Consider the following 23767-nt stretch of genomic DNA (forward strand, 5'->3'; position numbering starts at 1 on the left):
CAGGCAGACCTTCCTGAGCTTGCCGATCTCGGAAGGCACGTGCAGACCTTTCGTCATGGCCTCCTACCTTTCTTTCGGGCCTTACTGGCCGAATGTATCAGCGCCCCTCCGTATGGGACGCTGCTTGCTGACAGCTCTAGTTATATCCAAAAACCACCTGCAATTCCACCTCGCCCCCGAACGGTCAGCAAAGTGCGATCAACGGTATATCTCATATGATTCCCCCATGATGCACTTCGGTTCTCTAAAGCAGGTTTTCAAAGGTAAATGTTCTTTTTTCTAAGGAATTAAGCTAGATTGCACAAATATTTTCATGTTTAGGAATTGCATAGCTAAAACGGTTTTCTGCATATATATGTCGTTTGTTCATGATTCAATTTGGATTCGATTATATTCAGCTCGCAATCATTCTTATTCATACATCCTCACCAATTGAGTATGGATATAGATTGTTTCTAAACGAGTTGGGCAGTTAGTTGCATGCCTTGGCAGCGTAAGAAGTAGGTAAAGATACCGTTCACGCAATACGTCCGTGCCACAGGTCGACTAAATTGAGACAATAGTGAATAGTGTTAGGCTACCGTCCCCTGTGGGGACTGAACGGACAGATGCATATGCCGAGCAAAATCGAAAAGAAGCAAGCCGCCGCAAAGCTGCGCAAACCGCCGCGCGACTTCTCATACACGCAAAACCGAGAGCTCAGCTGGCTACGCTTTGACAACCGCGTGCTCGACGAAGCCTTCGACGAAACCGTTCCGTTATTCGAGCGACTAAAGTTCGTCTCGATCTTCGAGTCCAACCTCGATGAGTTCCTCATGGTGCGCGTGGGCGGCCTGTCCGATCTGGCGGAGCTCAAAAAACAACCTGTCGACAACAAGAGCAATATGACCGCCTCCGAACAGGTCGATGCTGTCATGGCCGAAATGCCCGGGCTCCTTACCCGTTGGGAGTCCATCTTTAAGAGCATCGAGGGCAAGCTCGACACCTTGGGCGTTCACCGCGCCCACATCGATTCGCTTACGCCCGAGGAGCGTACCTTTGTAACCCGCTACTTCCAGGCCTACGTGTCGCCGGTCATCTCGCCGCTGGTCATCGATCCTCGCCACCCCTTCCCCAACCTGCGCAACGGCGCGCTCTATCTGGCCTGTGGTCTGGACGGCACCACCGACGAGGAGAGCCTACTGGGCCTTATCGAGATTCCCGCCTCGATGAACCGCGCGGTCGAGATCCCCTCGCCCACCGGCACCTACTCCTACATCTTGCTCGAGGACGTCATCCTCGCCTGCCTGGACAGCTGCTTTGGCTCCTATAAGCCGCTGGATCGTGCGCTGATCCGCGTCACCCGCAACGCCGACATCGATCCGGACGGCGAGGGCGTCGAAGAGGAAGAGGACTACCGCCAGCACATGAAGCGCATTCTCAAGAAGCGCCTGCGCCTGCAGCCGGTAGTGCTCGCGGTCTCGGGGTCGCTCGAGAAGGCGACGCTCAAGACTATCCGCAAGGCGCTCGAGCTTTCGCGCCGCTCTGTCTTTACCTGCGATATCCCGCTCAACCTGGGCTACGTCTTTGGCATTGAGGGCAAGATTCCCGAGCACCTGCGCAACGAGCTCCTCTTTACGCCGTTTAAGCCACAGCCCAACCCCACCATCGACATGACCCGCTCCATCCGCGAGCAGGTGCTGCAGCACGACAAGCTGCTCTTCTACCCTTACGAGGCCATGAATCCGTTCCTGGATCTGGTACACGAGGCAGCCTACGATCCCGAGTGCATCTCGTTGCGCATCACGCTCTACCGCGTGGCCAAGCAGAGCCGCCTATGCGAGTCGCTGATCGATGCCGCCGAGAACGGCAAAGAGGTCACGGTGCTCATGGAGCTCCGCGCCCGCTTTGACGAGCAGAACAACATCGAGTGGGCCGAGCGTCTGGAAGAGGCAGGCTGCACCGTCATCTACGGCTCCGAAGGCTTTAAGTGCCACTCCAAGATCTGCCAGCTCACCTATCGCGAGGGCATGGCGCTCACCCGCCTCACGCTTTTGGGCACCGGCAACTTTAACGAGAAGACGGCCAAACTCTACAGCGACTTTATGCTCATGACAGCCCATCCCGGCATCGGTGAAGACGCCAACCTGTTCTTCCGCAATCTGTCGCTGGGCAACCTGCGCGGCGACTACCGCTTCCTGGGTGTGGCGCCCGTCGGACTGAAACCGCTCATCATGCGCGGGCTTGACCGCGAGATCCAGCGCGCCCTTGCCGGCGAGCCCGCCCGCGTGTTCTTTAAGCTCAACTCACTGACCGACCGCGAGGTTATCGACAAGATCGCCGAGGCATCGTGTGCCGGCGTGCGCGTAGACATGATCATCCGCGGCATCTCGTGCCTCAAGCCCGGTGTTCCGGGCAAGACCGAGAACGTGCATGTCCGCTCCATCGTCGGACGCTTTTTGGAGCACGCGCGCGTCTATGCTTTCGGCGTGGACTCGGACATGATTTACCTGAGCTCGGCAGACATGATGACGCGCAACACCGAGCACCGCGTGGAGATTGCCTTCCCCGTGCTCGACCCCACCTGCCGCGCTCTGGTGCACGAGTACATGGGCATGCAGCTGCGCGACAACGTGAAGGCCCGCAGCCTCACGAGCGACGGCACCTGGGTCCCCGTGGAGCGTGCAGAGGGTGAGAAACCCTTCAACTCACAGGAAGCCCTGCTGGAGCGCGCCTATCGCAACGCCGAGGCCGCGCCCGAGCCCGTCATTGAGGCGGAACCTGCCTCCGAGGCCGAGCCGCAGCCAGTAGCACCCAAGGTCCAAGAGGTCCAGGCGACCGTCATTGAGCCCGAGCCTGCACCTGCACCTCAGCCCGATCCGCAGGTCACCAAGCCCGCACCCGAGACGAGCGCCCGTCGCGATAAGCCCGCTGGCAAGACCAAGGCCATCGAGCGCCATCGCCCCGGCCGCGTGCGCATGGGCCTGGGTCTGATCGGCCTGGGTCTTAAGACGCTCATTACCGGCAAGACGAAATAGTCGTTTGTAGAAGCAGTTTGTAGAAGCGCCCCGCATTTGAGGAAAGCCTCGGATACGGGGCGCTTTTCCCTGCTACCATGGTGCGAACAACAACGCGAATGACAGGCAGGAATATGAAGCTCACTATAGAATCGATGACCTACGGCGCCGACGGGCTGGCGCACGCCGACAACGGCAAGGCCGTCTTTGTGCAGGGTGCCGTGGCAGGCGACACCGTCGAGGCCGAGGTCGTACAGGACGGCAAGTCATTCATGCGCGCCCGCACCACCGAGATTCTGGAGCCAAGCCCCAATCGCATTCAGCCTCCCTGCCCCTTCGTGGGCATCTGCGGCGGCTGCTCGTGGGGCAATCTCTCACGCACGGCACAGCTCGCCGCCAAGGAGCAAAACCTGCGCTCCACGCTCGAGCGCATCGGCAAGTTCGCTCCTGAGCTGGCAGATGAGTTGGTACAGCCCATCTGCCACACCAAGGACGACTGGGGCTACCGCAATAAAATCGAGCTCGAACCGACCGTCGTCAACGGTCGCGTGCGCCTTGGCATGCACGGTGTCGACCCCAGCAAAATCGTGACCGTCGATATGTGTCCGCTGTTCGATAAGCGCTTCCCGAAGGCACTCAAATCGGTCGTCGGCGCACTCAACTATCTAAGCGGCAGCCATGACTTGGGGCTCGAACGCGTGGGCATTCGCGCATCGCGCCGCACCAAGGCACTCGAGGTCGCACTCTGGACGCCCACAGGCTCTTTTCCGCGCTCGCAGGTCTCCCGCGTGCTGGCGGACGCCGCTCATCCTACGAGCATCGTACGCGTGATGAGCAAGGGCGAAAAGAAGGCCCGCCGTGTCTCCAAGGTCGAAATGCTCGCCGGAGAGGGCTCATGGACCGAGAATATCGCCGAGGATCAGATGCGCTTGTCTGCCCCGTCTTTTTTCCAGGTCAACACCAAGGGTGCCGAGATTTTGATCGATCTTGTCATGGAAGCGCTCGACCCGCAGGAAGACGAGCTTGCCGTGGACCTGTACTGCGGTGCCGGCACCTTTACCCTGCCGCTCGCCCGCCGCTGCGACTTTGTCGCTGCCGTCGAGGCCTACGGCCCCGCCGTGCGCGATCTACGCCGTAACCTGGAAATCAACAAGCTTGATAACGTCGACGTCATTGGCGGAGACGCGGTGCGCGAGTTCCCCGACCAGGATGCCGACATCTTGGTGGTCGACCCGCCGCGCGCAGGCCTCGCCCCCGAGGCGATCGGCCTTATCGCCAGCACGAGTGCCCGCGATGTCGCCTACGTGAGCTGCGACCCGGCCACCCTGGCGCGCGATCTCAAACGCTTTGTCGAAGAAGGCACCTTCTCCCCCGTAAAGATCACGCCAGTCGACCTGTTCCCACAAACCTTCCACTGCGAGACCGTCGTCCACCTTAGGCGCAACTAGCCGCTTAATCATTGCTCAGAAAATCATTGGGAAATCGAGCGTGGCAAGCGGAGGTCTTCGGGGTATAAGACGGCTAATTGTATGCCGCCTATGAAAGGAACCCTCATGCCCAGCGTTGCCGTTCTCGCCGCCGATGGCTTTGAAACTATTGAATGCTTGACCATGGTCGATGTCATGCGTCGCGGCGGCGTGCGTGCCACGCTCGTCTCGATCATGCCCACGCGCGAGGTCGTAAGCTCGCTGCAGATCCCCGTGACCTGCGATGCGCTCTTTGATGAGATCAACTTTGACGAGTACGACTGCGTCGTGCTGCCCGGCGGCCTGCCCGGTGCCACCAACCTGCGCGCAGATCAGCGCGTCTGCGACGTGGTCTGCGAGTTCGCCGCAACCAAGCACGTCGCCGCCATCTGCGCCGCCCCGTTTATCCTGGGCGAGCTCGACCTGCTCGAGGGGCGCCATGCCACGTGCTTCCCTGGCTTTGAGAAAAGCTTCCCCGAAGGCGCCTATACCGGCGAGAAGGTCACGCAAGACGGCAACATCATCACTGCCAGCGGCATGGCACAGTCCCTCCCCTTTGCATTGGAGCTGCTGCGCACGCTCGCCGGCGACAAGGCCGTCGAGAAAGTCGCCGAGGGCATTCAGCTATGATTTTGGCTTCGCAATCGCCGCGCCGCATCGAGTTGATGCGCGAGGCGGGCTATGACATCCGCATCATCCCTGCCGATATCGATGAAACGCCGTTTGACGACGAGGCGCCGCTCACGCTTGTCGAGCGATTGGCACGGGCCAAAGCCGCTGCTGTCGCTGCCGAGCATGCCGAGCCCACCGAGCTGACCGTCGCGGCCGACACGATCGTCACCTTCGATGGCAAGATTTTAGGCAAGCCGGCAAACGAGGACGAGGCCTGCACTATGCTCCGTGAGCTTTCGGGCCGCACGCACCAGGTCGCGACCGGCGTCTGCATCGTTAAGGCCGGCGACACTGCCGCCCCGCATGCCGCCGAGAGCCTATCCTTTGTCGATGTGACCGACGTGACGTTCTATGAGCTCACTGACGAGCAGATCGAACACTACGTCGCCTCGGGCGAGCCCATGGATAAGGCCGGCGCCTACGGTATTCAGGGTGTCGGCGGACGCATGCTCGTGCACGATATTTCGGGCGACTTCTACAACGTGGTGGGCCTACCCATCTCACGCGTCGCACGCGCGATTCAAAAACTCTCGTAATTGCATCTGGCGCTGGGTATCCCCCAGCGCCTACAATTTTGCCGTACCGTACGGATCCCGACCGGGCATAAGGCCCGGCCGAAAACCGATAGGAGAAAACATGGACACACTGCTTGAAGCCATTGACGTTTGCGATATCGATGGCTTTTGCTTTGGCAACTATACGGACGAGGAGGCTGGCACCGGTTGCACCGTAATCGTGGCCGCCGAAGGCGCCACCGGCGGCGTTGACGTTCGTGGCGGTGCCCCAGCATCACGCGAGACCGACCTGCTGCGCCCCGAGAACACCGTCGACAAGGTCCACGCCGTCTGCCTCTCGGGTGGATCGGCCTTTGGCCTCGAGGCAGCAAGCGGCGTTGCCCGCGAGCTCGAGAGCCGCGGTATCGGCCTGCCCGTCGGCCCCACGCAGGTGCCCATCGTATGCTCCAGTTGCATCTTCGACCTCGCCTATGGCGACCCCACCGTGCGTCCCGACATCGATGCCGGCATCGCCGCCGTGCGCGAGGCGCTCGATAACACCCCCACCACGCTTGAGCAGGGCAATGTAGGCGCCGGCACCGGTGCTACGGTAGGCAAGCTCATGGGACCTGCCACCTGCATGAAGGCCGGTCTTGGCGCCGCCGCCGTGTCACTCGGCCCCGTCAAGGTGGGCGCCGTGGTCTCGGTCAACGCCTGCGGCAACGTCGTCGATCCCCTCACCGGCGAGTGGGTCGCCGGCATGCGCGCCGCAGCCGATAGCGACCAGATCGTCGACATGGAGCTCGCAGCCTTTGCCGCTGCCGGCTCCATGCAAATGCCGCTCGACCGCACTAACACTACCATCAGCTGCATCGTCACCAACGTAGAGCTCACCAAGGCCCAGGCCACCAAGGTCTCCCAGATGGCCGCAGACGCCTACGCACACGCCATCCGCCCCACGCACACCACCAACGACGGCGACACCATCTACACCCTCGCCAGCGGCAAACTAGGCACCCAGGCAAGCGCCGCCGTACCCCTAGACCTGCTTGGTATGCTTGCCGTAAGGGCCCTACAAACCGCCATCGTAAACGGAGCCAAAACCGCCAAAACCTCCCACGGCATCCCCGGCGCCGCGAAGTAGCCTAACCTGACCGGTTGCCCGGTGGGGCTTGGTTATGTTTGCTGCTCTACAGTCCTGGCTCGCACGAAGAGCACATTAAGTGCTCTTCGGCTCGTGCGGAACTCGCGACAAACATAACCAAGCCCCACCGGGCAACCTACCAACCAGATTCTTTTCAGCCCAGGCCCCTGTGTACCGCGCGTCGAAGATCTTCAAATTCAAATAAACTGACAATCGATTCTTATAGCAGAGGCCCCTTGGCCTTTAGTTTGATACAAGTTCCGCACGAGCCGAAAAGCACTTAATGTGCTTTCCGTGCGAGCAGGACTGTTCGCAGTAGCAAACTAAAGGCCAAGGGGCCCAGTCAACCTATCAGCAGCGATTACTCGGCAGCTAGTTGAATTTGAAGATCTTTGAGGCAAGACGGTATAGGCCGAGTGTGGTTTTGTCTCCGGCCCGTCCGCGCAGATTGGTGAAGAACCCGACCACGCCGTAGCGGGCACGACGATACATGCGCTCGTCGTAGGCCTTCAAATCATTCCACAGCATCTTTAGGCGCTCGTCGGCGCAATCTTCCTCGGAAAGCTTGGTGAGAACCGAGCAGATCGCCATCATCATGGTGAAGTAGCCCATCATGTACGAACGCAGACGCGACGACTCAACATCGCTGTACAAGTGGTACGACTCCATCATAATACGCGTAACACGGAACTGCTGGTCCAGACGCTTGACCATCGTTGCCTCGTTGACGCTCTGACCTTCGCGACCGATAAAGTAGCGGTAGAGGTCGATGTCGGCGTAGTACATGGTCTTGCAACGCGGCAGCGGCACGTAGGCGTAGATGTTGTCCACATAGAACGTGTGCGGCGGCATGGGAAGGTTGGACTCACGCAGCACATCCGTGCGATAGCACAGGCTGTGCATGAGTAGGTTCTGGTCCAGGCGGAAATGACCGATCTGATCCCAAGAAAAGATCTTTTTGCGCGGCAGGGCAAATTTGTAGCCAATAGCGGTATGTGTCCCCTCGTAAACCTTCTCGTACACGTAGTTCGAGATAAACAGGTCAACGCGCTGGTCGCGCTCCTCAAAGCCACGCAGAATCGACAGCATGGTCGAAAGGGCAGCGCCGTCAAGCCAGTCGTCCGAGTCGACAACCTTGTAGTAGGTGCCCTGCGCCTCGCGCAGACCCGAAAGGACGGCAATACCGTGACCGCCATTCTCCTGGTGCACCGCGCGGATGATTCCAGGATAACGGGCCTCCCACTCGTCGGCCTTGGCGGCCGTCTCGTCCTTGGAGCCGTCGTCCACCACGATAATCTCGATATCGGTGGCGTAATTGCTCCCCTCCAAGATGGAGGTGATGCAATGGTCCATGTCCTTGGCGGCGTTATACGAGGGAATACCGAATGTTATGACTTTATGCATGGCAGGCGATAATCTCATCCGAAAGATCGAGGGCGGAATTGGTCACGGCGTCCATATCGTAGTAACGATACTCGGCCAGACGACCCACCGGGTGGAAGTTCGTCAGGTTCTGGACGCGCTCAAGATAGCGCTCATAGAGCTCACGGTTCTCGGGCTCAAGAATGGCGTAGTACGGCGTCTCGCCCGAGTCGGGCGTATAGGCCTTGGAGTACTCCTTCATGATGGTGGTCTTGCCGGGCAGGACCTGACCGGTCATGTTCTTGAACTCGGTGATGCGCGTGTAGTCCTCGCTCGTGGTGTAGTTGACGGTGCCCACGGGCTGGAACTGGTCCATATCGAGCGTCTCGAACTTCATATCGAGCGTGCGGTACGGCAACGCGCCCAAGTCGAGGTTGAACAGCTCATCGAGCGGACCTGTATAGACAATCTCGCCGCCGTAGACCTTACCGTCGACCTTGACGGTGGTCTCGTCGATCTCAAAAAGATCGCGGGCGTCCACGTCGCAGAACACGTCAATCAGGTCGTGGTCGAGCATGTGCTCAAAGAGCGCCGTGTAGCCCTCCTGCGGCATGCCCTGGAAGGGAGCTTGCGGGAAGTAGCGGTCATCATCGCCCACAAAGACGGGAACGCGGCCGGTGATCGAGGGGTCGATCTGATCGGGCGTCTGGCCCCACTGCTTCATGGTGTAATGCAAAAAGACATTCTCGTAGACGTAATCGGCGACCTCGGCAAGATCCGGGTCGTTCTTCTTACGCAGCTCCATAATGGGCACCTTGACATCCTTGCCAAAGGTCTCCACGAGCTTCTGATACAGCTCCTCGCCGCGCTCGTCACCAAAGGCGAGCTTGAGACTCGCATGGTTGAAGGGCACGGGCATAAGGGTACCGTTGATGTTGGCGAGCACCTTGTGCTGATAATCCGTCCACTTGGTAAAGCGCGACAGGAAATTGTGCACGCGCTCGTTAAAAGTGTGATAGATATGCGGACCGTACTCGTGGATCAGGATTCCGGCCTCGTCAGTGCAGTCATAGGCATTGCCCGCAATGTGGCTACGGCGCTCCAAAACGGCAACACGATAGCCGATGGTCTCGGCAAGACGGCGGGCGCAAACGGCACCGGCATATCCAGCACCGACGACAATCATGTCGTACGCGCCGGCGTTAAAGCCTTCAGGCAGGCCTGAGGTAATCTGCATCGATACTCCTTGTCAAAAGCCACGGGCTCGTTAGCTGGGCTTTTCTCGAACATTCTTCGAGACATATTTATCAGAGCGATTATAGCGCTAATGCGTCCTATAATGAGCTTGCCACACAAGGAAAGCTCAAGCACCGCGGCGTACATAATTGAAAGGTAAACCCGCTAGCAGCGGGTTTATTCGTGAACAGCCGGGTGCCTGGAGCTTAGCGAAACGCTTGTAAGGAGTAACATGAGCGATTTCCTAAACCGTATGAAGTCTGCCGCCAAGGCCGACCTTAAGACGATCGTCCTGCCCGAGGGCGAGGATCCGCGCACTATCGTCGCGGCCACCAAAATCATCGAGGAGGGCCTGGCAAAGATCGTCATCCTGGGCAACCCCGACGAGATCAACGTTCCCGGCGCTACCGTCATCGACCCGCGCAATGCCGAGAAGCACGAGGAGTATGCGCAGAAGTTTGCTGAGCTCCGCGCCAAGAAGGGCGTTACCATCGAGCAGGCTCGCGCCCAGGTGATGGACGCCACCTACTTTGGCACCATGATGGTCAAGATGGGCGACGCCGACGGCCTGGTCTCCGGCGCCTGCCACTCCACCGCCGACACCCTGCGCCCTGCACTTCAGATCCTCAAGACCGCCCCGGGCACCAAGCTGGTCTCGGCCTTCTTCGTGATGTGCACCGACACCCCGCAGTTCGGCACCGACGGCACGCTGATCTTCGCCGACTGCGGCCTCAACATCAACCCGTCCTCCGACGAGCTCTCCGAGATCGCCATCGCCTCCGCTCACTCCTGGTCCACCTTCATGGGCAACGTTGAGCCGCACGTGGCCATGCTCTCCTACTCCACCATGGGCTCCGCCGGCGGCGAGGTCGCCAAGAAGGTCCAAGAGGCCGTAAAGTTCTGCAAGGAGAAGGCTCCCGAGCTCGCCATCGACGGCGACCTGCAGCTCGATGCCGCTATTGTCCCCACCGTCGCCCAGCTCAAGGCTCCCGGCTCCTCCGTTGCCGGCAAGGCCAACGTGCTCGTGTTCCCCGACCTCGAGGCCGGCAACATCGGCTACAAGCTGGTCCAGCGCTTCGCCGGTGCCGACGCCTACGGCCCCATCCTGCAGGGCATCGCCAAGCCGGTCAACGACCTGTCGCGCGGCTGCTCTGCCGACGACATCGTGGGTGTCGTAGCCATCACCGCCGTCCAGGCTCAGATGGCTGAGTAGCGGACATATCCCCTCGGGACCCTACAGGGTAAAGCTCTGAAAACGTCCTCGGACATGCATGAAACCCCCGCTGCGCAACTTCGTGCGGCGGGGGTTTCATGCGTCCTGCGGAATATTTTCAGAGCTTTACCCTGTAGGGTCTCTGCCACCACGTAGCAATCAGGGAATCCGGGGTGGACGGCGGCTTGGCTACGAGCTGGGGCTGAAAATCTGAATGGATGGGTGCCGTTGCTGGGAGCGCAGGCGTTGCTGATGATGATCGCTTTGGAGATTGAAAGGCCGGTGGGCTTCGGCGGTTGTTGTGCCGGAAACTACATCCCAGTTTGGAGGCGGATTGTGGGATGTGGCTTCCGCTTGGGGCCTGTTTGGGAAACTTTGGGACGGAATTTTGCTTTATTGTGGGTCGCACTTTCCGCAACATGCCTCAACTGGAAAGCGTGTCCCAGAATTTACGCTCGAAATGGGATGGAGTTTCCGTCGTCCACCTGCTAGCAAAAAGGCCTCCGGAGCTGTTGCTCTGGAGGCCTTTCGTTTACTTGCAAATGCGCGCGTTAGTTGTTCTTGGTCAGGCGCTCGACGTCGTGGGCGATCATGTATTCCTCGTCGGTGGGGATGACCATAACCGTGACGGAAGAGCCGGCGGCGCTGATGACCTGTGGGCCGTTGCCCACGGCCTCGCGGTTCTTGTTGTTGTCGATGCGCACGCCCAGCCACTCGAAGCAGTCGCAGAAAGCCTTGCGGATCGACCAGTCGTTCTCGCCAATGCCGGCGGTAAAGGTAATGGTGTCCACGCCCGCCATGGAAGCGATCATGGAACCGGCCTGCTGCATGGCCTTATAGGCGAACATATCGAAGGCGAGAAGGCAGCGCTCGTCGCCCTCGGAGGCGCGCGTGCGGATGTCGCGGGCGTCGTTGGAGATACCCGAAATGGCAAGCAGGCCGGACTGCTTGTTCATCATGTCGTCGACTTCCTGGTAGCTGTAGCCGCCCTCGCGCTGCAGGTAGCACACGGTAGCCGGGTCAATGGAACCGCAGCGGGTACCCATCATCAGACCGTCAAGCGGCGTGAGGCCCATCGTGGTGTCGCGGCACACGCCGTCCTCAATGGCGGCAAGCGAAGCACCGTTACCCAAATGGCACGAAAGCAGACGGTGGCAGCGCGAACCCAGGATCTCCTTGGCCATCATCCACTCATAGCGGTGGCTCGTGCCGTGGGCGCCGTACTTGCGCACGTGGTACTTGTCGCACACGTCCTTGGGCAGCGCGTAGGTATAGGCGACCTCGGGCATGGTCATGTGAAACGAGGTATCGAAGACGGCGACGTTGGGCAGCTCCGGATACTTCTCGCGGCAATACTCGATTGCTGCGGCCTCGCCGTAGTTGTGCAGCGGAGCAAGCGGTGCCACCTCGAGAATCTTGGCCATAACCTCGTCGTCGACAACTGCGGAATCATCGAAGTGCCAGCCGCCCTGAACGATGCGATGCCCAATGCCATCAATCGTAAAGTCGGTCTTCTCGAGCTCCTCGAGCACGCGAGCGATAGCAGAGCGATGATCGGGGAAAGGGACCTCCTCGGTTTGCTTGGCGCCACCGTTCTCGGAGTGACCAAAGATGCCCATGTCCGATCCGATACGCTCGCAGTTGCCCTTGGCGAAAACCTTGCGGGTATCGGTATCCAAAAGCTGATATTTAAGGCTTGAGCTGCCGGCGTTGACAACAAGTACGTTCATGAGACTCCTTCGCAGTGCAATACGGTCGACGCAGGCCCCTTAAGGCGGCCGCATTTTAATAAGAAGTTATCATATCTTGATAAATAGATATCAGCATATCGCCCAACGAGCGCAAAAGAGGGGCCGAACGGCGCTCGGTCGTCCAGCCCCTCCCCTCTTGCAATTACTTGCCGTTGACGATGCGCTCGACGTCGGAAGCGATCATGAACTCCTCGTCCGTAGGGATGACGAAAATCTTGACCTTGGAATCCTTGGCGGACAGGCACCAAGCGCCGTCGCCACGCAGGGCATTACGGGCGTGATCCATCTTGACGCCCATAAAGGCCAGACGATCGGCCACGCCAGCGCGAACGGCCGGAGCGTGCTCGCCGATGCCGGCGGTAAAGACCAGGGTGTCCATGCCGCACATGGAGGTGGCCATCTCGGCGGCCTTAGCGGCAATCTTGTAGACGAACATATCGAAGGCGAGCTGAGCCTCGGGGTCACCAGCAGCGGCGAGCTCCTCAACGTTGCGGCAGTCGTTGGTCTTGCCACCGGTCACAGCCAAAAGGCCAGACTTCTTGTTCATCATCTCGTCGACCTCGTCGAAGGTGTAGCCACCCTCGCGCTGCAGGTAGCACACGGTAGCCGGGTCGATGGAGCCGCAGCGGGTGCCCATCATGACGCCGTCGAGCGGCGTCAAGCCCATGGTGGTGTCCATGCACTTGCCGTCCTCGATGGCGCACAGGGAAGCGCCGGAGCCGATATGGCACACGACGACCTTGCGGGCCTCGCCGTTGGTCATCTCGGCGATCTTCTTGGAGATGTAGCGATAGCTGGTGCCGTGGGCGCCGTACTTACGGATGTGCAGCTTGTCGCAAACATCCTTGGGAAGGGCGTAGGTCTTGGCAACCTCGGGCATGTTGAAGTGGAAAGCGGTGTCGTAGACCGTGACGTTGGGCAGGTCGGGATACTGCTCCAGGCAGTACTCGATAACGTTGGCCTCGGGGTTGTTGTGCAGCGGCGCCAGCGGAGCGACCTCGCGGATCTTGGCGAGAACGTCCTCGTCGACGAGGGAGGAGTCGCCAAAGTACCAGCCGCCCTGAACGATACGGTGACCAATGCCCTCGATCTTGACGCCGTTGGCCTCGAGGTCCTTCAGAACGACCTCGATGGCGACCTTGTGGTCGGGGAACTCGATGTTCTCGGTCACCTTCTTGGAACCGTTGGCAGCGTGGGTGAAGGTACCGCCGGTAAAGCAGACGCGCTCGCAGGAGCCCTTTGCGGACACCTTGTGGGACTTGGTATCGATGACCTGATACTTAAGGGTCGAAGATCCTGCGTTGACGACCAGAACGTTCATGTGTCTCCCTACTAACAGGCGGTGTGGCGCCGCCAGGTTACATACGCTTCAATAATAAACCCAAACGCCCTCGCGCTCGGGTTTATTGCGTTGATATATAAGTTATCGGTACCTAAATACTCATGGCCTTTGACTTGTAAGACGAAATAGCGCGGGGATATACACCAGGGAAGAAATCCCGAGCGCAACAAGCAATACGACTCGAATGCCCGCAACGCTACTCAGCACAGAGTTGAGCAGATAGAAAAGAACAGCACCCACCGCCACCATCTGGCTTTGAACCGAAATCAGTGAACAGCGCATCGATGAATCGGCAGCATTTTGGAAAACTGAGTATTTGATTGGGGCAAACAACGAGTACGCAACCGTCTGCAGCACATAGAACACGGACAGCAAATTAGCCGGAGTAAGAGGAATCAAAAACAAAGCTGTCAATACTAAGCGAAAGATGCCGCAAATACGCGCAAAACGGCCCTTGTCGACACGAGCAATCACACTGGGCACAATAAACCCCATGGAGGCCGAGGCAAGGAGCTGGACCGCAATGGTCACGCCCGAAGCGACGGCATTCATTCCGCGGCCTGCAAGTAACAGTGAGAAGAAGTCTTCCAGAGCGACGAAGGCAAATGCCTGAGAACAGTCCATGATGAACGCTGACCGAAGAATGCCATTACCCGCAATAGCAGCACCGATCATCCTCGGGCTCATTCCATGCCCAGGTGTCACCGCAGCGCCCTCTCTTCTCGCCTCAGGAATACAGACAACGACAACCAATGTCAGCACCATTGTGATGATATCGACCGAAAGCCCAATGAGATACGTGCCAGCGGACGAAATGAAACCACCCACACAAGCGGAGAGGGCATAAGAGGCATAGAAAACAAATCGCTCAACGACATTAAGTCTTACGAGCTGGTCCTGAGAGACGCTGTCAATGTAAATCGCTTCTATGGATCCGCTCAGACATGCAACGGCAAAACCTTTGAGAGCAAACGCACCGATTAAAAGCAGAGGAGATCGGACGAGAAGCAGGGCGGCGTAGTACCCAAGCATTCCCACAATGCCAACGAGGCCGCTCACCTTTCGTCCAAACCTATCAGCAATATAGCCAGTGGGAACTTCGAGGATGAACTTGCTCACTTGATATGCAATCATCATGCTAGAAATCGCCACCATCGAGAATCCGACGAATTCAAGGTAAACCGTCAGAAAATACAAAATGGTGCTGAAGTTCGACAGAAAAACGAACGTCATATAAAGAAAAACCGTACGGTTTTTCATGCTCCGCCCTCCAAGAGTCAGCAATCTAAATCGGAATCTTGGAAAAGCATGAGGGCAAAGCTGTCAGCTATGTGTTGCAAGGCGTCAATAATCACTTGACGTCTCGAAGCCAATTAATCTCACGAAGCAAGATGACGCAATAGGTGCAGAAAAACCGTCTGGTGTCGATCGGTCCAGGAGTTTTGCCGATAGCAGAAGTAGATGGGCAAGGCTACGTCATGCGAGGCTTCAATGGAGCACTCGCTCACTTCCGATCCATCTGATGCGAGAGAAGAGCCAGAAAAACCCAATATCAATCCCCCGGCTTGAAGAAACTCAGCCTGCGCTCTGTTTCCGTATTCGACGTCGCGGAAGCGGAAATTAACCAGCTGAGCTTCGGGGCATTGATTGATTGCATTGAGACAGGGCGACAAATTAATGGGAACAGCTAACCTGCCGCCCAGTAACTCACGAACGGTCATAGCGCCCACAGATTGATGACCCGCTGGGCACGAAAGAACCTTGAGCTCCTTTTCACCCAAGTATTTCGAAGAAAGGACACTGTTCCTTGGTTCCTCAAATGAGATGGCCGCATCCGAAATGCCAAGCACAAGTGATTCAAAGCATGTAGCCGTTGGCTGATGCCACACATCAAGGTGAATCTGAGGGTGCGAGCTTTCAAACGAGTCGTACCAGTTTTCGGAAAAGAGACGCCCCCGCCCTTGAAGGCAGGGGGCGTAAAGACGGAAGTGGCCGTCGGGCGAGACGCCGTCGTCCCTCGATTGGGCGTACTTTTTAAGATCGTCGACTTGTGCCAGGATCACGCGTGCACGACGCGCAAATTCTCTGCCCGCCGGAGACAAAACAGCCTCCCCCGCCGATCGGTCGAGCAAAACAATCTGATACTCAGATTCCAACTTTTTGATTGCCGACGAAACGGCCTGCGGACTCACATGAACGGCGCGAGCTGCTTTGCGCACGCCGCCATAGTTCGCTACCGCTTGAAGGTATTCGAGTTGAGAAAGCTGCATAGATTACTCCAAAGGCAGCCAAGTCGACGGGCTACGTGTCCTCAGATGAGGTTCTCGCCCAGGTTCTTGCCGCCGAGGACATGCATGTGGAAGTGCATGACGGTCTGGCCGGCGTTGACACCCTTGTTGGAAATGACGCGGAAACCGTCCTCCAGACCCTTGGCCTTGGCGACCTCCTGGACGGCGTGGGCCATGGCACCCATGGTCTCGGCCGGCACGTTATCGGCGATATCGCTGTAGTGCTTTTTGGGGATCACGAGCGTATGGACCGGCGCCTGGGGATTGAGGTCGTCGAAGGCGATGACCTGGTCGTCCTCATAGACAACGGTCGAGGGGATCTCGTGGTTGGCAATTTTGCAGAAGATGCAATCGCACATGGTTGGTTCCTTTCTCACAGACCAAGGTAATTATATTTGGTCGGGATGGTTAGAACGAGAGGTTGTCGTCGGTGTTGGCGGCTTCGCCGTCGGCGAGCACGTCGTTGCCGTCGACGTCCTTAAGAAGCACCGAGACCTTCTGCTCGGCATCGGACAGGCGGGTGCGCAGGCTCTTGAGGAGCTCGACGCCGCGGGTATAGCTCTCGAGCGACTCCTCGAGCTCCATATCGCCCGACTCCAAGCTGCGGATGATGAGCTCCAACTCCTGCGAAGCCTGCTTGTACGTAAGCTGCTCGACCGGGGTTTTCTCTGCCATATCTGTTTCCTTTCCTAAAGGTTTATCGCTATGAAACGCGGCCTACTCGACCGTATCGACCGTTGCCGTCACGTTGCCGTCTGCCATGCGCACGCGGATGGCGTCACCGGCCTTAAAGGTCTTGGCGCTCGTGGCCACCCCATCATCGCTGTACGCGATGGAATAACCACGGGCAAGCACCTTGAGCGGCGACAGGGCATCTAGCGAGGCTGCCGCACGGCCCAGGTCGGACGCGGGCTTGTTGAGCATCGTGCGCCCCTGATGCTCCAGACGGGAACTCGCAATCGCGAGCGCATGGCGCTTGCCATCGAGCCCCGAGGTGCTTGCAACCAGACGCTCGGGCAGGCGCTCAAAGTTGGAGCGGAATGTCCCGACCGAGCGTACTATGGCGCCCGACAGGCGATCGGCCGTCAGGGCAAGCTCAGACTCGCGACGCTCGACCATAAACGTTGGGTCGTTGAGGCACGGGCGGCACGCAGCCGCATCGAGCGCATCGCCCAAGCGGGCCGTATAGGTATCCCAGGCGCGGCGACCGCGCTGGTCGAGCATCTCCAGATCAACCTGATTCGACCCAATCATCGATGCCATCGCGGCACCCAGACGCTGATGGCGCGCCTCGAGCACATCGGCCAACTCCGTCATAGCCGGCGCCACCGATTCTGCCGCCGCCGTGGGCGTGGAGGCGCGGCGGTCGCTCACCATGTCGCAAATCGAGGTATCAGGCTCATGGCCAATGCCGGTCACCACGGGCACAGGACAAGCCGCCACCGCGCGAGCAAGCTCCTCGTCGTTAAAGGTCATGAGGTCCTCAAAGGAGCCGCCGCCGCGCACCAGCAAAATACAGTCGGGCGCCGGCGTAATGGAAGCGGCGCGGCGCAAGCCTTCAATAAGCTCTGCTGGCGCACCCTCGCCCTGGACCTTGGCACCCACGCAAACGAGCTCGACAAGTGGGTTGCGACGGCGCAGCGTACGCTTGACGTCGTCAATCACGGCGCCGGAAAGCGAGGTGACGACCGCCACGCGCGAGCAAAACACCGGGATGCGGCGTTTGCGGGACTCGTCCATCAACCCCTCGCGGCGCAGCTTTTCGGCCAACTGTGCCACCTGTTGACGCAGCAGGCCCTCCCCCGCCAGCGAGAACGAGCGAGCGACAAAGCTCATACGGCCTGTGGGCTTATAGAGATTGAAGCTGCCCTTAAAGCTCACCTGCATGCCGTCACGCAGATCGAAGGTGCGCTTGAGATAGGCGCCCTTCCAGATGATGCAGTCAACGGCGGCCGAGTCGTCCTTGATCTGGAAGTAGCAGTGGCCGCTTCGGGCATTGGGACCACGAAAGCCCGTGACCTCACCCAAGACGCTCAGCTGCGGAATCGCATCGAGCGCACCAGCGGCAATCTCCACCGCCTGGCTCACGCTGAGCTCTTTGCGCTCCTGCTCGTCCGACCCGTCAAACTCGGCGGAAACGCTGTTGCCGGTTAGATTCCAGCCTGCCACGCAGCCTCCTTTCGTCATCGCGCACTAGGGCTCCGGCCCTGTGCAAATTCAAGTCCCACACATAGTACAGCGCCGCGGGGACACAAATCCCCGCGGCGCCTGCCAGTCCAATTTGTTATCGATTGGAGTCTCTGTTGTAGCGAGCCATAAGGTAGAGCAGCTGAATGATCGAGGTGAGCGCCGCTGCCACATAGGTAAGCGCGGCTGCCGTCAGCACCTTCTTGGCACCGTTGACCTGCTTGGAGCTCATACCCGACTGCTCGATATACGCCACGGCGCGACGACTGGCGTCAATCTCGACCGGCAGCGTAACCAGCTGGAACAGCACGCTAAACGAGAAGAAGATCAGCGCAAGGGTCGTGAGTCCGGCGATGTTCATGAACAGGCCCATGAGCAGCACGATGGTCCAGGTGTTCTGAGTAAAGTTGACGACGGGGACCAAAGCGGTGCGCACCTTCATCATGGCGTAGCCGCTTTGACGCTGAGCGGCATGGCCCGCCTCGTGGCAGGCGACGGCAACGCTTGCGACCGACCCGCCCGAACGGTTGGCGTCCGACAGATACAGGTTGTTGTCCTGCGGGTTGTAATGGTCGGTGAGCTCGCCGGCAACCCCCTTGATACCCACGGCGTTGCAACCGTTGGCGTCGAGCATGCGGCGAGCAACCGCAGCGCCCGTATCGCCGTCCGAGCGCACCTTGGACCACGTCTTGTACGTCGAGTTGATATAGCTCTGCGCGGCAAGGCCAAGCACCGTACAGACAAGAACAACCAGCAGGTACAGCGGGTCGATACCAAAGCCGTATCCATAGTAATAAGGCATGTGAATTCCTCCGAATCGAGTTACACGTTGGAGGCATTTTACCCACCGGAGCGGGACAAACGACCTCACCCCGATGTCGGTGGGACAAATTCATCATGAATTTGTCCCACCACTCAGCTGCTAGGCTTCCCTACAGCAGCTCAATCTTTCCGTCCTTCACGGTGAGCCCCATATTGCCCGAAAGCAAATCATCCAGGCGCGAGCCCACAAGCTCAAAACGCCAACCTTCGCGCAGGGGGCTCTGCTCGGGATGCTCTATGTAGTCTGCCAGGTCATCGCGCGAGGCGATGACCGAGGTCGCCACGCCCGAGCGCTCGGCAACCAGGCGAATGAGCGCATACATCAGGTCCGTCACGCTCTCCAACTCCGGAGAGATCTGGCGATGCCCGCGCATCATGAGCGGCAGGCGATCGTGCGGGCAGCTTGCGCCACGCTTGATGGCCATGAGCGCACCGTCCACGTCGCGCTCCCCCAACTGATCGGTACCGCGAATGCTGCGGAACTCCTCAACGCGCACGGGATTGCGTTTAACGAGCGCAAGCAGCGTGTCGTCGGACATGACCCATTTGCGCGGGATGTTGCGGCGCTCGGCGCGGTCCTCACGCCAGGCGGCGAGCTCGCGCGCGATACCCAGCTGGTGACGACTGCACGAGTTGATGCGTTTGACCTTGCGGAACGCCTCGTGGCGATCGGCACGATAGTGCGACTCGTCAGCCAGCGGGCGCAGCTCGTCGAGCACCCAGTCCACGCGGCCCAGCTCGCGCAGGCGGCTCATCATCTCGGTATAGGCGACGATCAGATACTTGACGTCATCGATCGCGTACTCAATCTGCTTATCGGTCAGCGGGCGACGCGACCAGTCGGTCAGTGACTCGGTCTTGGGCAATGAGACGCCGCAAAACGTCTGCACGAGCGCGCCGTAGGAAATCTGCTGACGCTCGCCCAAAAAGGCGGCGGCCACCTGCGTGTCAAAAATCGGACGCGGCAGCACGCCTACGGTATGGAGCATGACCTCCATATCCTGCGAGCAGGCGTGGAAGACCTTGGTCACGCTCTCGTCGGCCATAAGCTCGGCCAGCGGCGATAGGTCGTCGATTACCAGGGGATCGACCGCTACACTCTCGGCAGGGGTGGCAATCTGAACCAAACACAGACGCGGATGGAACGTGCGCTCGCGCAAAAACTCGGTATCGACGGCAATCGCGTCGAACTCACGGGCGCGCTGGCAAAAGTCGAGTAGAGCCTGATGTGTGGAAATGTACATATCAACCCATCGAATAAGGTTAGGCCCGAAAAACACGGGTAGGATATCGGCATTGCCTTACAACTATACTCGGTTAGTCACAGAACGGGAACGTAAGTATGCGCTGCCTTATCATCCACAACCCGGCATCGGGCCCCAGCTCAGATGAAATCTACGCATTCACGCACGCCCTTGCACAGGGCGGCGACGAAGTCGTGATGCGCTTTATCGGCGATGGCATGGAGCCCGAGGACGCCGTGGCAGACGTTCGCGAGTTCGACCGCGTGGTCGTCTCGGGCGGCGACGGCACCGTCTCCAACGTGCTCGACCAGATGCGCGGCTGCGGCGTCCCCACGCTCGTTTTCCCCTCCGGCACGGCCTGCCTGTTCTTTAACAACATCGGCAATGCCCCCGAGGCAGCGGCGCTTGCCAAGGCATGTCGCGCCGGCCGCACGGTCAAAGTAGACATGGGCGAGCTCTTTTGGCTCGACGAGAACGGCAACGAAAAGCGCCATGGCTTTATCATCATCGCCGGTTCGGGCTTTGACGCCGAGATCATGATGAAGGCCGCCCCCACCAAAAACGACATCGGCGAGATCGCCTACTTCCTCTCCGCTCTCGCCACGCCCAACCCCACGGTGGCGCACTTTACCATTGAGCATGATGGCATTGTTGAGGAGCTCGACGGCATCTGCTGCATGGCGGGCAACACGTCTGTCATCCAAAACGACATCAACCTGTTCCCCAACTGCCGTATGAACGATGGCATGGTCGACATTGCGGTTATCGAACCCGTGCGCACCGTGCAGCTGCTGCCTACTGTGATCACCGCTGCGCTTGACCCCGCCGGCAAGGTACTCGGGCGCCCGCAGTTCAAGATCATCCAGACCAAGGAAGCCAAGATCACCTGCACCCCGTCGCTGGGCATGCAGTTCGATGGCGAGATTATCTCCAGCAATTCGGGCGTCTTTGGAGCCCGCGCGCTTCCGCAATGCCTCGACCTCATCGTCGACGAATTCTCGCCGCTCGGAAAATAGGAGGACCCCCGTGAACGACAACCCCATCCTTGGCTTTATCGTCATCGTTTTGGCCATGCTCGTCGGCTATGCCATTAACGTGATTCACCGTCGAAAGAAGTAGCCATTACTCTTAGACGGCCCGTGCAGCCCGGACCCCTCGCCGGCATGAAACCACATGCCGGCGAGGGGTCCGCTTTTTTCTTGACGCTTTATTTAGCTACATTTTTCGCTGGCGTTATACAAATTGATTTCCCACTAAATGAGTTCAATTTACCGTTAATCGCATATTTCGCTACGCTTATCGAGTAAATAACTTTCATGAATGTATATTGTTTCGAATTCGTTACGCTAAGGGGGTGTAATTATTGGGTGAAGCCCTCTGGAGACAGAGGGCTTTCGCGCGCTGGGAGGGAATATGAGTAAAACTCATCCCGTCAACGCGCTCAAGAAGCTTGGCATAGGCCTTGCATTTGGAGCTGCAACCATCATGTCCATGCCGACATCTGCGCTCGCCTGCACGCAGATGTACATGGGCAACAAGCTGACGGCCGACGGTGACACGTACTATGGCCGCGCCGAGGACTTCGATAAGCGCTACCTCAAGCACTTTGGCATTGAGCCTTCTCACGGCCCGGGGCATACGTACGGCTCGGACGAGTCCGCATTCATGTATACCTCGACCAAGACCACGTATCGCTACACCTATGTACGCGACCATCCCTCCCAGTGGCACGGGCGCTATGATGCCTACTCTGAGGCAGGCATCAATGAGAAGGGCGTGTCCTGCTCCGCAACGCTGACCACCGGCATGAATGCTGATGCTGAGGCAGCAGACCCCCTGACCAAAACCGGTATTGGCGAGTACAGCTACGGCAGCGTTATCTTAGGTGAAAGCGCCAATGCACGTGAGGGCGTCGAGCTCCTCGGCAAGATCATCGACGAGCAGGGCGCCTGCGGCAACGATCAGATTATCATCGCCGACAGCAACGAGACTTGGCTGTTTGCCGCACTTTCCGGCCACCAGTGGATCGCCATGAGGCTCACTGACGATATCGCCTCGCTCAACCCCAACATCGGCAACCTCAACTACAAGGTTGACCTCACCGACACCGCGAACTGTCTCCACTCTGCGACCATCGAGTCCATGCCTAAGGAGAATGGCTTCGCCAAGTACTTCGATGACGGTCAATTTGACGTTGCCCAGACCTACGGCGAGGCAATTAGCGAAAAGGCCATGCATTCTTGGGCCCGTTATGTCCAGGGTCGCGCCTACTTCGGTGTGCCGCTCACCGAGGGCACCGACTACGAGATCGTCAAGGACGAGCGCGAAGATGCTCGTGCCACGACCGGCGCCCTGGTTAGCAAGGCGCAGCCGCTGTTCTTCCAGCCCGGCAAGTCCGACTGGAACACCTTTGAGATGATCCGCGCGTTTGGCAACCGCGGCGAGAAGGTCCCGGGCCTCAACGCCAACACCGACGGCGCCTACGCCATTGGTACCGAAACCAACACCGAGGTCAATCTCTTCCAGATCCGTCAGGGCATGGACCCCGAGATCGCGACCATCCAGTGGGAGATGCTCTCCCGCGCCGCCTACTCCGTCGCCATCCCCTACTACTCCGCACTGCTCACCGAGGTTAGCCCGTACTACAGCGACCAGACCGTCTCCTTCGATCACTGCGAAGAGGAGGACATCGTGAACAACGAGGAGCCCGAGAACTCCATCAACTATGTCCTCATGGACATCAGCTCCCTGTGCTTCGAGCACCGTGAGCAGCTCGGCACCGGCGTTCGCACCTACCTCGACGCCCTCCAGAACGAGCTCGTCGAGCAGAACTTGGAAGTCGACGAGGTCATGCAGGCCACCGAGGGCACCGAGGCCCGTACCGCCCTGGCAAACAAGGCCGGCAATGCTGCCACCGAGAACACCTACGTCAAGTGCAAGGCCTTGCTCCAGGAGATGCGCGCCTATCTGAAGGCTGAGAACTTCGACCAGCCCTTCACCCCGAGCGACCTGAACACCGAGACCAACGGCCTCAAGGTGTCCATCACCTACGCCAAGGACGCTCTTGCCACCGACCCGGTAACCCCGGATCAGCCTGGCACTCCCGAGCAGCCTGGTACTCCTGAGCAGCCCGGTACCCCCGAGCAGCCCGCTAAGCCCGAGCAGCCCACCACCAAGCCCGAGAAGCCTGGCAAGTCGGACACCACGACCACGGTAACCACCAACAAGGCGAACACCAAGGGCGGCCTGCCCACCACCGGTGATCGTTTTGATGGCCGCGTGGTGGCTGCATTCGCCATCGCTGGCGTTGCCGTCATCTCCGCGGGCGGTTACTTCCTCTACCGTCGCAATAAGGAGTAACGTCCTAGCTGAGCGGGCAAGGCAGCAATGGCAGCCTCGCCCGCTCAGCCCGCTCTTTTGACCGGCGGGAAACCCGCCTGAAATCTTTTTAAAAAGATTTCCCCGCACACACTTCGCTGTGCTATAGTGCAGCGCAACAGCAACTAGGTGCGACCGCGCCACGGCATCACGAAAGGAGCCACCGACATGA

At 59.1% G+C, this 23767-nt stretch carries 19 protein-coding genes; 8 read left to right on the plus strand and 11 right to left on the minus strand.

Going from position 1 to position 23767, the window contains the following annotated elements; all coding sequences use genetic code 11:
* The first annotated feature begins 614 nt into the window (after window positions 1-614).
* The 5 genes from ppk1 to I1969_RS00585 all read left to right on the plus strand — a co-directional run bounded on the left by ppk1 (window position 615) and on the right by I1969_RS00585 (window position 6772).
* The gene (ppk1, locus tag I1969_RS00565) at window positions 615-3017 is read left to right on the plus strand and encodes a polyphosphate kinase 1 (protein ID WP_229028171.1); all 2403 of its coding nucleotides are present in this window, start codon (window positions 615-617) and stop codon (window positions 3015-3017) included.
* A gap of 98 nt (window positions 3018-3115) precedes the next feature.
* Window positions 3116-4444, plus strand: coding sequence for a 23S rRNA (uracil(1939)-C(5))-methyltransferase RlmD (rlmD, locus tag I1969_RS00570; protein ID WP_117745918.1), 1329 nt, complete (start codon window positions 3116-3118; stop codon window positions 4442-4444).
* Window positions 4445-4549: 105 nt separating this feature from the next.
* Complete coding sequence (locus tag I1969_RS00575) at window positions 4550-5092, plus strand: DJ-1 family glyoxalase III (protein ID WP_055287259.1); 543 nt, start codon at window positions 4550-4552, stop codon at window positions 5090-5092.
* Window positions 5089-5670, plus strand: a complete 582-nt coding sequence (locus I1969_RS00580; protein WP_195232075.1) for a Maf family protein — start codon at window positions 5089-5091, stop codon at window positions 5668-5670. Before I1969_RS00575 ends, I1969_RS00580 begins: the two co-directional genes overlap by 4 nt.
* A gap of 100 nt (window positions 5671-5770) precedes the next feature.
* Window positions 5771-6772 carry a P1 family peptidase gene (locus I1969_RS00585; protein WP_195232076.1) on the plus strand — a complete coding sequence of 334 codons (1002 nt, stop codon included), beginning with the start codon at window positions 5771-5773 and terminating at the stop codon, window positions 6770-6772.
* A 372-nt stretch (window positions 6773-7144) separates the two neighbouring features.
* Here I1969_RS00585 and I1969_RS00590 read toward each other — a convergent pair whose 3' ends face one another.
* On the minus strand, window positions 7145-8176 hold the full coding sequence (locus I1969_RS00590; RefSeq protein ID WP_195232077.1) for a glycosyltransferase family 2 protein: 1032 nt from the start codon (window positions 8174-8176) through the stop codon (window positions 7145-7147).
* Complete coding sequence (glf, locus tag I1969_RS00595) at window positions 8169-9371, minus strand: UDP-galactopyranose mutase (protein WP_195232078.1); 1203 nt, start codon at window positions 9369-9371, stop codon at window positions 8169-8171. The genes I1969_RS00590 and glf overlap by 8 nt, the downstream gene beginning before the upstream one ends.
* Before the next feature lie 231 nt (window positions 9372-9602).
* Between glf and pta the strand changes: the two genes are divergently transcribed.
* Complete coding sequence (gene pta / locus I1969_RS00600) at window positions 9603-10583, plus strand: phosphate acetyltransferase (RefSeq protein WP_006234296.1); 981 nt, start codon at window positions 9603-9605, stop codon at window positions 10581-10583.
* A 551-nt stretch (window positions 10584-11134) separates the two neighbouring features.
* On the opposite strand, the gene I1969_RS00605 is transcribed toward pta, so the two are convergent.
* The 9 genes from I1969_RS00605 to rnd form a co-directional block, all read right to left on the minus strand.
* Window positions 11135-12313: an acetate/propionate family kinase gene (locus I1969_RS00605; RefSeq protein ID WP_138339777.1), complete on the minus strand. Its 1179-nt coding sequence runs from the start codon at window positions 12311-12313 to the stop codon at window positions 11135-11137.
* Window positions 12314-12476: 163 nt separating this feature from the next.
* Window positions 12477-13655 carry an acetate/propionate family kinase gene (locus I1969_RS00610; protein WP_195232079.1) on the minus strand — a complete coding sequence of 393 codons (1179 nt, stop codon included), beginning with the start codon at window positions 13653-13655 and terminating at the stop codon, window positions 12477-12479.
* 120 nt (window positions 13656-13775) lie between these two features.
* The gene (locus I1969_RS00615) at window positions 13776-14936 is read right to left on the minus strand and encodes an MFS transporter (protein ID WP_195232080.1); all 1161 of its coding nucleotides are present in this window, start codon (window positions 14934-14936) and stop codon (window positions 13776-13778) included.
* Between the two features lie 119 nt (window positions 14937-15055).
* Window positions 15056-15946: a LysR family transcriptional regulator gene (locus I1969_RS00620; protein WP_118260350.1), complete on the minus strand. Its 891-nt coding sequence runs from the start codon at window positions 15944-15946 to the stop codon at window positions 15056-15058.
* Between the two features lie 41 nt (window positions 15947-15987).
* On the minus strand, window positions 15988-16323 hold the full coding sequence (locus I1969_RS00625; protein WP_118334004.1) for a histidine triad nucleotide-binding protein: 336 nt from the start codon (window positions 16321-16323) through the stop codon (window positions 15988-15990).
* A gap of 49 nt (window positions 16324-16372) precedes the next feature.
* Complete coding sequence (gene xseB, locus I1969_RS00630; RefSeq protein ID WP_006234311.1) at window positions 16373-16639, minus strand: exodeoxyribonuclease VII small subunit; 267 nt, start codon at window positions 16637-16639, stop codon at window positions 16373-16375.
* Between the two features lie 42 nt (window positions 16640-16681).
* Complete coding sequence (gene xseA, locus I1969_RS00635) at window positions 16682-18133, minus strand: exodeoxyribonuclease VII large subunit (protein ID WP_324248641.1); 1452 nt, start codon at window positions 18131-18133, stop codon at window positions 16682-16684.
* Between the two features lie 115 nt (window positions 18134-18248).
* Entirely contained in the window at window positions 18249-18953 is a 705-nt protein-coding gene (locus tag I1969_RS00640; RefSeq protein WP_195232081.1) for a zinc metallopeptidase, read from the minus strand.
* Between the two features lie 130 nt (window positions 18954-19083).
* Window positions 19084-20217, minus strand: coding sequence for a ribonuclease D (gene rnd, locus I1969_RS00645; RefSeq protein ID WP_195232082.1), 1134 nt, complete (start codon window positions 20215-20217; stop codon window positions 19084-19086).
* Between the two features lie 98 nt (window positions 20218-20315).
* Here rnd and I1969_RS00650 point away from each other — a divergent pair, with 98 nt between their 5' ends.
* Together I1969_RS00650 and I1969_RS00655 are read left to right on the plus strand one after the other, a co-directional pair.
* Entirely contained in the window at window positions 20316-21233 is a 918-nt protein-coding gene (locus tag I1969_RS00650) for a diacylglycerol/lipid kinase family protein (protein WP_117735253.1), read from the plus strand.
* A 397-nt stretch (window positions 21234-21630) separates the two neighbouring features.
* On the plus strand, window positions 21631-23577 hold the full coding sequence (locus I1969_RS00655) for a C69 family dipeptidase (protein ID WP_161159684.1): 1947 nt from the start codon (window positions 21631-21633) through the stop codon (window positions 23575-23577).
* The last annotated feature ends 190 nt before the right edge of the window (window positions 23578-23767 follow it).

Origin of the sequence: Collinsella aerofaciens, assembly GCF_015548375.1 — a bacterium.
Taxonomy (GTDB): Bacteria; Actinomycetota; Coriobacteriia; order Coriobacteriales; family Coriobacteriaceae; genus Collinsella; species Collinsella aerofaciens_AB.